Source organism: Pseudomonas sp. EB271-G4-1, assembly GCF_058791355.1.
This window is the reverse complement of the sequence record NZ_JBYTEO010000039.1, coordinates 47,842-60,744: the sequence shown is the minus strand read 5'-3', so window position 1 is coordinate 60,744 and position 12,903 is coordinate 47,842. Positions and strand designations below refer to the sequence as shown.

At 61.3% G+C, this 12,903-nt stretch carries 8 protein-coding genes; 3 read left to right on the top strand and 5 right to left on the bottom strand.

Features of this window, described 5'->3' with window-relative positions; genetic code table 11:
- Nucleotides 1-204 precede the first annotated feature (204 nt).
- Nucleotides 205-3,675 (bottom strand): hybrid sensor histidine kinase/response regulator, encoded by a 3,471-nt coding sequence (locus tag AC3WWR_RS19650; protein WP_492598995.1) that lies wholly within the window; start codon nt 3,673-3,675, stop codon nt 205-207.
- A 236-nt stretch (nt 3,676-3,911) separates the two neighbouring features.
- The gene (locus tag AC3WWR_RS19645) at nt 3,912-4,448 is read right to left on the bottom strand and encodes a TetR/AcrR family transcriptional regulator (RefSeq protein ID WP_492598994.1); all 537 of its coding nucleotides are present in this window, start codon (nt 4,446-4,448) and stop codon (nt 3,912-3,914) included.
- A gap of 126 nt (nt 4,449-4,574) precedes the next feature.
- On the opposite strand from AC3WWR_RS19645, the gene AC3WWR_RS19640 reads away from it, so the two are divergent.
- From AC3WWR_RS19640 to AC3WWR_RS19630, 3 genes are all read left to right on the top strand, one after another.
- Complete coding sequence (locus AC3WWR_RS19640; RefSeq protein WP_492598993.1) at nt 4,575-5,765, top strand: MFS transporter; 1,191 nt, start codon at nt 4,575-4,577, stop codon at nt 5,763-5,765.
- Nucleotides 5,766-5,870: 105 nt separating this feature from the next.
- Nucleotides 5,871-7,022, top strand: coding sequence for a TDT family transporter (locus AC3WWR_RS19635; RefSeq protein WP_492598992.1), 1,152 nt, complete (start codon nt 5,871-5,873; stop codon nt 7,020-7,022).
- A gap of 105 nt (nt 7,023-7,127) precedes the next feature.
- The gene (locus tag AC3WWR_RS19630; protein ID WP_492598991.1) at nt 7,128-9,002 is read left to right on the top strand and encodes an MFS transporter; all 1,875 of its coding nucleotides are present in this window, start codon (nt 7,128-7,130) and stop codon (nt 9,000-9,002) included.
- A 1,077-nt stretch (nt 9,003-10,079) separates the two neighbouring features.
- Here the strand turns inward: AC3WWR_RS19630 and AC3WWR_RS19625 are convergent.
- The 3 genes from AC3WWR_RS19625 to mupP all read right to left on the bottom strand — a co-directional run bounded on the left by AC3WWR_RS19625 (nt 10,080) and on the right by mupP (nt 12,901).
- A complete protein-coding gene (locus AC3WWR_RS19625; RefSeq protein ID WP_083348472.1) occupies nt 10,080-11,006 on the bottom strand; it encodes a GGDEF domain-containing protein in 927 nt (308 codons plus the stop codon).
- A 361-nt stretch (nt 11,007-11,367) separates the two neighbouring features.
- The gene (locus AC3WWR_RS19620) at nt 11,368-12,108 is read right to left on the bottom strand and encodes a YciK family oxidoreductase (protein WP_020800132.1); all 741 of its coding nucleotides are present in this window, start codon (nt 12,106-12,108) and stop codon (nt 11,368-11,370) included.
- Nucleotides 12,109-12,229: 121 nt separating this feature from the next.
- A complete protein-coding gene (mupP, locus tag AC3WWR_RS19615; RefSeq protein WP_020800131.1) occupies nt 12,230-12,901 on the bottom strand; it encodes an N-acetylmuramic acid 6-phosphate phosphatase MupP in 672 nt (223 codons plus the stop codon).
- Nucleotides 12,902-12,903: the final 2 nt, after the last annotated feature.

The window sequence follows — 12,903 nt, the reverse complement described above, 5'->3', positions numbered from 1 at the left end:
TCCGATTATGACTGACGGCCGCCAACAGCAAGGGGGAGCAAGCTCCCCCTTCGGTTTTTACCGGACACTAGTGACGCTCTGCGTGGGAATGCATCCCGTGACGCTCGGCGTCACCCTTGCACCCGACTCAAGCCTTGCGCCGAAAGCGGAACGCGGAGCATGGGAACGATCGGTGCGCAGGGCCCGCGGGCTAAAGCGAAAGCGTTATAGCGGCAAATGCCGACTCAACAACGCCCGCAATGCCGCCGGTTTCACTGGCTTGGCCAAATAATCCAACCCCGCAGCATGCACCTGGGCCACGGTCTCGGGGCGCCCGTCGGCGCTGATGACCACGCCGGGTACCGGCTCGCCCAGTCGGGTGCGCAGCCAGGCCATCAGTTCGGTCCCGGTTTCGCCATCGTCCAGGTGGTAATCCACCAGTGCCAATTGCGGACGCAGGCCATCGCTGAGCAGGGCCATGCATTCCTCGCGGTTACGCGCGGTCCAGACTTGGCAGCCCCAGCGGGTGAGCAGGCTGTTCATGCCGATCAGGATGCTGTCTTCATTGTCGATGCACAGTACCTGGGCGCCGCTGGGCAGTTTGCCATTGAGTTCGGTAGGCTGGGCCGGCAGCGCGGCTAGCGCGCGGGCCAGGGGGACGCTCACACTGAACACGCTGCCGCGTCCCGGCCACGAGCGCACGCGTAGCTTGTGCCCCAGCACGCGACATAATCCGTCGGCGATCGCCAGCCCCAGGCCAAGCCCTTTCTCGGCGCGGGTCTGATGGCTGTCGAGGCGTTTGAATTCTTCGAATATCACCTGTTGCTTGTCTTCCGGAATGCCTGGCCCACGGTCCCACACTTCAAGGCACACCTCACCCTGGCGACGGCGCACGCCCAGCAGCACCGGCCCCTTGGCATAGCGGAAAGCGTTGGTGAGGAAATTCTGCAGGATGCGGCGCAACAGCTTTATGTCGCTGTTGATGCGCAGCGAACTGCGCCTGACGCGAAATTCCAGGCCCTGGTCCCGCGCCAGCGCCTTGAACTCGGCACCCAGGGTGTCGAACAACTCATTGAGCGCGAACGGCTTGGCATCCGGGTTGATCTTGCCGTTTTCCAGGCGGGAAATGTCCAGCAAATCGCTGATCAGGTCTTCGGCCGATCGCAGCGAGCTGTCCAGGTGCTGGACCAGTTTTTGCGCCTCGGTGGACAAACCGTCGTCCTGGTGAGTCAGGGCGGCGGAAAACAGGCGCGCGGCGTTCAACGGTTGCATGAGGTCATGGCTGACCGCCGCCAGGAATCGGGTCTTCGACTGATTCGCGGCTTCGGCGGTGCCCTTGGCTTCGGTCAGGGCTACGTTGAGTTGCGACAGCTCGTGCGTGCGCTCCGCGACACGCTGTTCCAGGCCCTCATTGGCCTCGGTCAACGCCTGCTCGGCTTCGCGGAACGCCGTGATGTCGGTGAAACTCATGACGAAGCCGCCGCCGGGCATCGGGTTGCCGATCAGTTCAATCACCCGGCCATTGGGGAACAGCCGTTCGGACGTGTGCGCCCGACCTTGGCGCATCCAGTGCAGGCGACGCGCGACGTGCACTTCCGCTTCACCGGGGCCGCACAAGCCGCGCTCGGCGTTGTAGCGGATGATGTCGGCAATCGGCCGGCCGACGCTGATCAGGCCATCCGGGTAGTTGAACAGCTCCAGGTAGCGGCGGTTCCAGGCCACCAGCTTCAGCGACTGGTCGACCACGCTGATGCCCTGGGTGATGTTCTCGATCGCGCCTTGCAGCAGCGCGCGGTTGAATTGCAGGACTTCGGAAGCCTCGTCGGCGATGCGCACGACGTCTTCGAGTTGCATTTCACGGCCTTCAATGGCGGCTTTTACCACCGCACGCGTCGATGAAGCACCCAGCACACCCGCGAGCAATCGTTCGGTGTGGGCGATCCACTCACCATCGGCGTTCTGGTTCGGATTGAAGCCCTTGCCCTGGCGGTAGGCAAAACGAATGAAGCTCTGCCGCGCGCGTTCTTCACCGACGAAGCGCGCGGCCAGTTGCAGCAGATCGTCGATCTGTACCGCGAGCATCGAGCGGGCGCTGGGTCGGGCACTGATTTCCTGGCCGATGAAGCGCCCGGCCTGCCAGTGCTCCGACACGCGGGTGCGCGACAACACCGAGACCCAGGCGAACAGCGTGAAGTTGCCCGCCAGCGACAGCACCACGCCTTGGGTCAGCGGGGTGATTGGCAGATTCAATGGATTGCTGTGCAGCCAGGCCAGACCCGGAAAACTGTTCAGGGATAAACCCAGGCTATGGGCGGCAATCGGCAGGACCAGTGTGTAGAACCACAGGAATGTACCGGCGGCGAGTCCGGCAAATACGCCGCGGCGGTTCGCCTGTTTCCAGTACAGCGCGCCGAGCATCGCCGGTGCCAGTTGCGTCACGGCGGCGAAGGCGATCTGGCCGATGGTCGCCAGGCTGGCGGTCGATCCCAGCAGTCGATAACTGACGTAGGCCAGCAGCAGGATGACCACGATGGTCACGCGGCGCACCGACAGCATCCACTGGCGAAAAACCTCGAATGGGCGCTCGGCATTGTTGCGGCGCAGCAGCCAGGGCAGCAGCATGTCGTTGGAGACCATGGTCGACAGCGCCACGCTGGCCACGATCACCATGCCCGTGGCCGCCGATGCGCCGCCGATAAAGGCCAGCAGCGCCAGGGCAGGATGAGCCTGGGCCAGCGGCAGGCTGATGACAAAGGAGTCCGGCAGCACGGAGCTGGGCAGCAGCATCTGGCCCGCCAGCGCGATCGGCACGACAAACAAGGCCGCCAGGGCCAGGTAGGCCGGGAACACCCATTTGGCCAGGCGCAGATCCTGCGGGTCGATGTTCTCGACCACGGTCACGTGAAACTGCCGCGGCAGGCAGATGATCGCCATCATCGCCACGCCGGTCTGCACCACCATCGATGGCCAGTTGATGGTCTCCTTCCAGTATTCCTCCAGGCGCGGGGCGAGCATGGCCTGGTCGAACAGGTCATCGAAACCGTCGTAGAGGCCGAAAGTCACGTAGGCGCCCACCGCCAGGAAAGCGAACAGCTTGACCAGCGACTCGAACGCAATCGCCAATACCATGCCGCGGTGGTGTTCCGTGGCATCGAGGTTGCGCGTGCCGAAGACGATGGTGAACAGCGCCAGTACGAGGGACACCACCAGCGCAGTGTCTTGCGCGCGAACCCCCATGGCATCGGCGCCGGCACCGATCAGCAGGTTCACACCGAGCACGATGCCCTTGAGCTGCAGTGCGATGTAGGGCAGCACGCCGACCAGGCAGATCAGCGCCACCACCACCGCCAAGGACTGCGATTTGCCGTAGCGGGCGGCAATGAAGTCGGCAATCGAGGTGATGTTCTCCTGCTTGCTGATCATCACCATTTTTTGCAGGACCCACGGCGCACCGAGCAACAACAGGATCGGCCCGAGGTAGATCGGCAGGAAGGACCAGAGCTGCTCGGCCGCCTGGCCCACCGCACCGAAGAAGGTCCAGCTGGTGCAGTAGACCGCCAGCGACAGGCTGTACACCCAGGCCCGCATCCGCGGCGGCAGGGGCGCGCTGCGACGGTCGCCGTAGAAGGCGATGGCGAACATGATGGCCATATAGGCCAGGGCGACGACGGCAATCAGCCCGCTGGACAGCGACATGGGAACTCCAGGCAACCAAAGACACCCGGGCCTCCCGCCCGGACAGACAGTCTCGCACGATGGCCGGGGTTAGTCAGTGTCGACCAAGGTCGTGGCGTGGCGGGGTGTCGCAGGGTTGTGGGCTGTCAGATCTTTGGTGTCTGTGCGGTCCTCGTTCGCGAGCAAGCCCGCTCCCACATTTAATCCGTGTACGACGCAGATCCAATGTGGGAGCGAGCCTGCTCGCGAAGGCGGTCTTACTGATTCAACGCAATCTCGATCAACCGATGCAACTCCTCACTCTCCAGTGGCGCCTCGGAAAACAGGATACGAAACACAATGGGTGCCGCGACCATATTGATCAGCCGGTCGACGCCAGGCTTGGGCTGATCCGGGTAGCGATCCAGAATCACCTGCAATTGCCCGCCAATGATCGTCGCGCAATAGCTCGGTTTCAGGCTCGATTGCACGTCGCGCAGCATGTTCCGACCGGGCGCGGAGCTCATCTCGTCCAGGTACTGATCCGCCCAGGCTCGCACATCACCCAGCAGGCTGCCGGTATTGGCCGACTCGGTTTCCGGTCGCATGCGGGCCAGGGCGACGTCCGCCAGCAGCGCCGACAGGTCTCCCCAGCGCCGATAAATGGTCGAAGGCGTGACCCCCGCGCGCGCGGCAATTTGCGGCACGGTGACGCTGGCGCGGTCTTGCTCTTCAAGCAGTTCGCGCACGGCGGTGTGGATCGATTCCTGAACCCGGGCGCTGCGGCCGCCGGGGCGTAGAGTGGGCGCTGTCATTGCAAATGTCCTGTTTTACGGGGCTCTGTAGGGCCATGCCGGACCTTAACACAAAGAATTTGCTTTAAGCGCCAGCCGGTAGCACACTCCGCAAAAGCAAACAATTAGCTTTTGCGGAGCGTGTCCATGCCCAATTCCCATCCGAACCGTGCCAGCCTGTGGTTCCTGGCTATCACCTTGCTCAGTTTCCTGGCGGCTTCCACGGCGCCGACGCCGTTGTATCACTTGTATCAGGAGCAGCTGCAGTTTTCCGCTGCCATGCTCACCCTGATTTTCGGCGTGTATGCCCTTAGCCTGCTGGCTGCGTTGTTGACGGTGGGTTCGCTCTCGGACTACCTGGGGCGCAAGCCGGTGATTTTCACGGCTGTCGTGCTGAACGGCGTGGCGATGCTGCTGTTTATCTACGCCGATAGCGTTGCCTGGCTGATCGGTGCCCGGGTGCTGCAAGGTTTTGCCACCGGCATGGCGACCGCCGTGCTCAGTGCCACCTTGCTGGATGTCGATCGCCAGCAAGGGCCGCTGATCAATAGCGTTGCGCCCTTGCTCGGCATGGCCATGGGCGGCATGGGCTGTGGCCTGCTGGCGGAGTTCGCCCCCGCGCCCCTGCAATTGACTTACTGGCTGCTGCTCGCCCTGTTTGCGCTGCAGGCGGTGTATGTCTGGCGTTTGCCGGAAAGCGTATCGCCACAGGCCGGGGCCTGGGCATCGTTGCGCCCGACCCTGCATGTGCCCGTACAAGCACGCTCGACCCTGTGGCGGGTATTGCCGCTCAATGTGGCGACTTGGGCGCTTGGCGGTTTTTACGCATCATTGGCGCCGTCGCTGGTGCGTACGGCCACCGGTTCGACCTCGAACCTGATCGGCGGAGCAACGGTCGCGGCGTTGACATTGACCGGTGCCGCGATGATTTTCACCCTGCGCAACCAACCCGCGGGCAAAGCGCTGCAGCTGGGCACAAGTTTACTGCCGGCGGGTATCGTGCTGATCCTGTTGGGCGTGCACGGCGCGAGTCTGCCACTGTTTTTCCTTGGCACCCTGGTGGCCGGCTGTGGCTTCGGCGCCGGTTTCTTGGGTGCTGTACGCAGTCTGGTGCCCTTGGCCTTGCCCCATGAGCGGGCGGGATTGATGTCGGCGTATTACGTGCTCAGTTACCTGGCGTTCTGCCTGCCGTCGTTCCTGGCCGGAAACCTGACGCATACGTTCGGCCTGGTGGCGACTGCCGATGGCTATGGGGCGGGGCTAATTATTCTCGCTGTCGGCGCCTTGCTGATGTTGTGGCGGCAGCGCACAGGCCGGGCGTGTGTTGCGGGCGAATGATTTTATATCTGCAAAATAGATAACAGTTAGAGATATTACCCGTTATATAGATATTCTATCTGGATCTAAGATGGACTCCACCTCACGAGAGGACAGGAGTTCGCCATGACATGCCCCAATACCCTCAATCCCGGAATCAAACCGTTCAGCCATTTGCAGCACCCGCGCGAAGTCATCCGCCAGTTCACCCCTAACTGGTTCGCCGCCACCATGGGCACCGGGGTGCTGGCCTTGGCGTTGATGCAATTGCCCGTTGCCAGTCCAGTGCTGCACGCCATTGCCGAAACCCTTTGGTTGTTCAACATCTTTCTATTCCTGTTGTTCACGGTGCTGTACGCGGCACGCTGGGTGCTGTTTTTCGATGAGGCGCGGCGGATTTTCGGCCACTCCACGGTTTCGATGTTTTTCGGCACGATCCCCATGAGCCTGGCGACCATCATCAATGGCTTTGTAGTCTTCGGCTTGCCGCGCTGGGGCGAGGGTGTGATTCACCTGGCAGAGGCCTTGTGGTGGCTGGACGTGGCGATGTCCGTGGCGTGCGGGGTGCTGATTCCCTTCCTGATGTTCACTCGCCAGGAGCACAGCATCGATCAGATGACCGCTGTATGGCTGCTGCCGGTCGTGGCAGCGGAAGTCGCGGCCGCCAGCGGTGGCTTGCTGGCGCCACACCTGGCCGATGCGCATGGGCAACTGGTGATGCTGGTGACCAGCTACGTGCTCTGGGCATTTTCCCTGCCGGTGGCGTTCAGCATCCTGACGATTTTGCTGCTGCGCATGGCGCTGCATAAACTGCCCCACGAAAACATGGCGGCTTCGAGTTGGCTGGCGCTCGGGCCGATCGGTACCGGTGCACTGGGCATGTTGCTGTTGGGCGCCGATGCGCCGGCAATTTTTGCCGCCAACGGTTTATCGGGTGTCGGTGAAATTGCCGCGGGGCTGGGCCTGGTCGCCGGGGTCACCCTGTGGGGATTTGGCCTGTGGTGGATGCTGATGGCGGTGCTGATTACCTTGCGTTATCTGCGCGCCGGCATTCCTTTCAATCTCGGCTGGTGGGGTTTCACCTTTCCGTTGGGCGTCTATTCTCTGGCAACGTTGAAACTGGCCAGCACGCTGCACCTGGTGTTTTTCAATGTCTTTGGTTGTGTGCTGGTGAGCCTGCTGATCGTGATGTGGCTGATCGTCGCCAAGCGTACGGTGCAAGGCGCCTGGCGCGGCGAATTGTTTGTCTCGCCGTGCATTGCAGGATTAAAGAAATAACCGGCAAAGATTAGGTAATGTGTGGCCTGGATCGACGTGCGACATTCCAATGACGGTATCCACGCCATTCGTTACCCACTCACAAGCTTCAGGGACACATGGAAGATGAGTCACCCTTCACAGTTCACCTTGCTGCGCACCCGGCGTTTCCTGCCGTTCTTCGTGACCCAGTCCCTCGGGGCGTTCAACGACAACATCTTCAAGCAGTCGTTGATCCTCGCCATCTTGTACAAGTTGTCGATCGAAGGCGACCGTTCGATCTGGGTCAACCTGTGTGCGCTGCTGTTCATCCTGCCGTTTTTCCTGTTTTCGGCGCTGGCCGGGCAGTTCGGCGAGAAGTTCGCCAAGGATGCGCTGATCCGCCTGATCAAGCTGGGGGAAATCGTCATCATGGCGGTGGGGGCGGTGGGCTTCCTGTTCGATCACCTGTCGTTGATGTTGCTGGCCCTGTTCGCCATGGGCACGCACTCGGCGCTGTTCGGGCCGGTGAAGTACTCGATCCTGCCCCAGGCCCTGCATGAAGACGAACTGGTGGGTGGCAACGGCCTGGTGGAAATGGGCACCTTCCTGGCCATTCTCGCCGGGACCATCGGCGCCGGCATCATGATGTCGTCCAGTCATTACGCGCCGGTGGTTTCCACCGCGATCATCGCTATCGCCGTGCTCGGCTACCTGGCCAGTCGCGGTATTCCGAGGGCCGCGGCGGCCTCGCCGGAAATGCGCCTGAACTGGAACATCTTCAGTCAGTCCTGGGCCACCCTGAAGCTGGGCCTGGGGCAGATGCCGGCGGTATCGCGTTCGATCGTCGGCAACTCATGGTTCTGGTTTGTCGGGGCGATCTACCTGACGCAGATCCCGGCCTATGCCAAGGAATGGATGCACGGTGACGAAACCGTCGTGACCTTGATCCTGACGGTGTTCTCGGTCGGCATTGCCGTGGGCTCGATGCTTTGCGAAAAACTCTCCGGGCGCAAAATCGAAATCGGCCTGGTGCCGTTCGGCTCATTCGGGTTGACGGTGTTTGGCTTGTTGCTGTGGTGGCATTCCGGCGGGATTCCCGACAGCGCCGTGGGTCATGGCTGGCTCGAGATCCTTGGTTTCGGCCACGCCTGGCTTGTATTGCTCGACATCCTCGGCCTGGGCGTGTTCGGCGGTTTCTACATCGTGCCGCTGTATGCCCTGATCCAGTCGCGCACCGCCGAGAACGAACGGGCCCGGGTGATCGCCGCCAACAATATTCTCAACGCGCTGTTCATGGTGGTGTCGGCGATCGTCTCGATCATCCTGCTGAGCCTGGTCAAGCTGTCGATCCCGCAGTTGTTCCTGGTGGTGTCGTTGCTCAACATCGGCGTCAACGCCTACATCTTCAGGATCGTTCCCGAGTTCACCATGCGTTTCATGATCTGGCTGCTCAGCCATTCGATGTACCGCGTAGAGCATCGCAACCTCGACATGATTCCCGATGAGGGGGCGGCGTTGCTGGTGTGCAATCATGTGTCGTTCGTCGATGCCTTGCTGATTGGCGGTGCGGTGCGTCGACCGATCCGCTTCGTGATGTACTACAAGATCTATAACTTGCCGGTGCTCAATTTCATCTTTCGCACCGCGGGGACGATTCCGATCGCGGGTCGTCACGAAGACATCCAGATCTACAAAAAAGCCTTCACGCGCATCGCGAAATACCTGAAGGACGGAGAGTTGGTGTGCATCTTTCCCGAGGGCAAATTGACCACCGATGGCGAGATCAACGAGTTCAAGGGTGGGCTCACGCGCATTCTCGAAGAAACTCCGGTGCCGGTCATTCCCTTGGCGTTGCAGGGGTTGTGGGGCAGTTTCTTCAGCCGCGATCCGGGCAAGGGGCTGTTTCGCCGGTTGTGGTCGCGGGTGACGCTGGTGGCGGGGCCGATGGTGGCCGTTGAAGCGGCGCAGCCGGCCAGGTTGCAGGCGATGGTGGGTGAGTTGCGTGGGGCGGTGCGCTGAATCCTGATAACAAACCCTGTGGGAGCTGGCTTGTCGGGTCGCCGCATTGCAGCGATGGCGGCCTGACAGCCGACCTATTGTTTGTTGACGGAGTACATATCCATTTCTGCGGTAACGGCCACCTAGGGTTTCGCTCTTACAGCGAGTCACTTGGAAAAACGGAACGCCGCCCGGCCCTAAGTAACCAAGGGCTCTTGCCCCTGGCGTTCGGTGCCTCGCTAAGGCTCGGCATACCCTCGCTCCGGTCCTGCTCCGTGGGTCGCCGCGATGGGCCATCCTTGGCCCAGCGCGGCTAAACCGGCATCCTTGCCGGTTTACCCACTGCGCAGAACCGGAACGAAGCCTCTCGATGGGGCAAGAAAATCAAAAGCCAAAGCAGAGCAAAAGCCAAAGCGAGGCGGCCTTAAAGCCGACATGATTTAGCGGTTGTACTCATCCCCCCTGTAGGAGCGAGCCTGCTCGCGATGGACTTCCAGGCAATGCGTTCATCCAGACAGGGCGCGTTATCGTTGACGTCCATCGCGAGCAAGCATCGCTCCTACAGGGGTACGTGCTCACTTGAAATCAGGTCGTCTTTAAGGCCGCCTCGCTTTGGCTTTAGATTTTGGGCGCCCCGTAAACCACGATGGCCGAACGCAGGCATTGCGCAGCGGGTAAACCGGCAGGACGCCGGTTTAGCCGCGCTGGGCCAGGGATGGCCCATCGCGGCGACCCACGGAGCAATGCCTTCGTTCTGGCATGCCGAGCCTTAGCGAGGCACCGAGTGGTGGGGCAAGAGCGTTTGCTTACTTTGCGCCGGTCGGCGCTCCGCTTTTCAAAGTGACCCGCTGTAAAAGCGGAACCCTAGGTGGTCGTTACCGCAGCAATGGATATGTACTCAGACAACAATCTCCACAGGCTTTGACGCGGAATGGATCAACGTCGGTAGAGGCGTCGCTGGAGGTAGTCACAGATTGACGGACAGGCTCAGGGCGTGAGGAGGGCAAAAAAATCAAACGCCAAATCAAAAGCATGCGCGAGGCGGCCTACCGTCCGGCCTGATCGGGAGCCGTACGCATTACCCACTGTACCGGAATATCACCCCGCCATCGTCAAGCGGTTACGCCCCTCGCGCTTGGCGACGTACAGCGCGCTGTCGGCCCTGCGCAACAGGCTCTCGGCGGATTCGCCGGGCAGCAGGGTCGAGCAGCCGAGGCTGACGGTCAGCTCCACCGTGTGGCCATCGGCTGGATAATCCTCGGCCTGCGCTGCACACCGCAGGCGTTCGCCGACCAGGGCTGCCGCTTCCCGGCTGGTGTTGGATAACAAGATCAGGAACTCTTCGCCACCGTAGCGAAACACCATGTCGACGTTGCGCAGCTGATTCTTGATCGAGGCGGCCACCGCCTTGAGCACGTCATCACCGGCGCTGTGGCCATGGGTGTCGTTGACCCGCTTGAAGTGATCGATGTCCAGCATCAACAGCGACAGGGGCTGCATATGACGTCGCGCCAGCTCGATTTCCCGCTGCAGCGTCTGGTCCATGGCGATGCGATTGCCGGTGTCGGTCAGTGGGTCACGCAATGCACTTTGGGTGGCGGCGCGGTACAGCAGGGTATTGCGCATAGGGTAGAGCAACGCGGCCAGCAGAGACTCGAGGTTGGCCTGTTCCTGTTCGCTGAAGCGCTGGTTGCGGCGAAAGATCAGTTCGCCCAGGTGCTCGCCTTCGTGGCTCAGGCTGTAGCTGATCGAGTGGTGGCCCCGCTGGCCGAATTCCAGGCGCAAGTCACTGCTCTTGTGCTGGTAGATCAAAGCATCAAGGGGGACCAGTCGCTGGATTTCGCGGTAGAACAGCCCGAGTATGCGTTGCGGCTCAAGGCTGGTTTGCAGCTGCAGGTTCAATTGCTGGCGCAGCTGCGCAAGGCTGACGGGCCTCTCCAGAATCGGTGGCTGCTGACCAAAGCCCAGGCGTTGCAATTTGGCGCTGTCAAAGTCAATTGCGTTGGTCTGGGAAGGTGGTTTCATATGGCGTGCGCCTTTGAGCAGTAAGGCTGTCTTACAAGCTGGGTGCGAGCGCCTCTTGGCTACGCGTCATACTGGTCCGTCAGTCCCTTAGGACATTTCGTACAAGCTTAATCTGCTTTATCGCAGATTAGTAATCGGCAATTTGGTCTTGCGCACTCTGCTTTCCCACGGCCTGTTCAAGCAAATGCTGAGCGAAAGTCGTGCCAATAGGCTGAATTGTATTAAATACCGTTACCAATCAATAGGTTGATAAGCGATAAAGGTGGCGAAGGGAACTGCGCGACGGTTGTTTGACTGAAAGCATGTTCTAACGGGCATGCCGCGTCGGGAAGCCGACGCGGCACAAAAGCGACAGACGGTATTACTGGGCGTTGAATGCCTGGCCGTTGATTCCGGTGCTGTCCGGGCCCATCAGGTAGAGGTAGACCGGCATGATCTCCTCAGGCGTTGGGTTGTTCAGCGGGTTTTCGCCCGGATACGCCTGGGCGCGCATGCTGGTGCGAGTGGCCCCTGGGTTGATGCTGTTGGAGCGGACCGGCGCCACGCCGTCGACTTCGTCGGCCAGCGTTTGCATAAGGCCTTCGGTGGCGAATTTCGAGACACCGTAGGCGCCCCAATACGCGCGACCCTTGCGCCCGACGCTGCTGGAGGTGAACACGACCGAGGCGTCCTGGGACAGCTTGAGCAGTGGCAACAGGGTACTGGTCAACATGAACATGGCGTTGACATTGACCTGCATGACGCGCATGAAATTTTCCCCGGACAGCTGTTCGATCGGGGTGCGCGGGCCGATGATCGATGCGTTGTGCAGCAAGCCATCCAGATGGCCGAATTCGCTCTCGATCATCGCCGCCAGCTCATCGTATTGATGGGGCAGGGCGGTCTCGAGGTTGAACGGGATCACGGCCGGTTGCGGATGGCCGGCGGCTTCGATCTCGTCGTAGACCTGGGTCAGGTTGGCTTCGGTCTTGCCCAGCAACAGGACGGTGGCGCCATGGGCGGCATAGGTTTTGGCGGCGGCAGCGCCAATGCCGCGACCGGCACCGGTGACCAGGATGACCCGGCCTTTGAGCAGATCGGGGCGGGCGGAATAATCAAACATGAAAAAACCCTCTACATAATCCATCAATAGAGCTGAAAAGATCGCAGCCTGCGGCAGCTCCTACAGGATGCACATCGATCCCCTGTAGGAGCTGCCGAAGGCTGCGATCTTTTGACGTTAATCAGCAGCCACATAGGGCGCTATCAAGCACCTTGCGCAACTCCAGCGGATGATCGACCACCACATCCGCCCCCCAATGCCGCGGATTATCGTCCGGGTGGATGTAGCCGAACGTGACGGCGGCCGTCCGGGTGCCGGCATCACGCCCGGATTCGATATCGCGCAGGTCATCGCCCACGAACAGCACGCTGGCCGGATCGAGGTCGAGCATCTTGCAGGCGAGGATCAACGGCTCCGGGTCCGGCTTGCTGTTCTTCACGTGATCCGGGCAAATCAGCAGGGCCGAACGCTCGGCCAGCCCCAGCTGCTGCATGATCGGCTCGGCGAAACGCAGCGGCTTGTTGGTGACCACGCCCCAGATCAGGTTGGCCTTCTCGATATCGGCCAGCAGTTCGCCCATGCCGTCAAACAGTTTGCTGTGAACCGCGCAACCCACCAGGTAACGCTCGAGGAACTCCAGGCGCAATGCCTCGAAACCCGGGGACTCCGGGTCCATGGAGAAGGTCACTGCGACCATCGCCTTGGCACCGCCGGAGATTTCATCGCGGATGTGCTTGTCGTTGATCGGCGGCAAGCCGCGGTCGGCACGCATCGCCTGGCAAATCGCAATGAAGTCCGGCGCGGTGTCGAGCAGGGTGCCGTCCATGTCGAAAAGAACTGCTCTGATACGCATCG

Bases quoted from the DNA above. Each gene is read 5' to 3' on its own strand.
- AC3WWR_RS19635 (WP_492598992.1), top strand. From the start codon at position 5,871: ATGACATGCCCCAATACCCTCAATCCCGGAATCAAACCGTTCAGCCAT.
- AC3WWR_RS19630 (WP_492598991.1), top strand. From the start codon at position 7,128: ATGAGTCACCCTTCACAGTTCACCTTGCTGCGCACCCGGCGTTTCCTG.
- AC3WWR_RS19650 (WP_492598995.1), bottom strand. From the start codon at position 3,675: ATGTCGCTGTCCAGCGGGCTGATTGCCGTCGTCGCCCTGGCCTATATG.
- AC3WWR_RS19625 (WP_083348472.1), bottom strand. From the start codon at position 11,006: ATGAAACCACCTTCCCAGACCAACGCAATTGACTTTGACAGCGCCAAA.
- mupP (WP_020800131.1), bottom strand. From the start codon at position 12,901: ATGCGTATCAGAGCAGTTCTTTTCGACATGGACGGCACCCTGCTCGAC.
- AC3WWR_RS19640 (WP_492598993.1), top strand. From the start codon at position 4,575: ATGCCCAATTCCCATCCGAACCGTGCCAGCCTGTGGTTCCTGGCTATC.
- AC3WWR_RS19645 (WP_492598994.1), bottom strand. From the start codon at position 4,448: ATGACAGCGCCCACTCTACGCCCCGGCGGCCGCAGCGCCCGGGTTCAG.
- AC3WWR_RS19620 (WP_020800132.1), bottom strand. From the start codon at position 12,108: ATGTTTGATTATTCCGCCCGCCCCGATCTGCTCAAAGGCCGGGTCATC.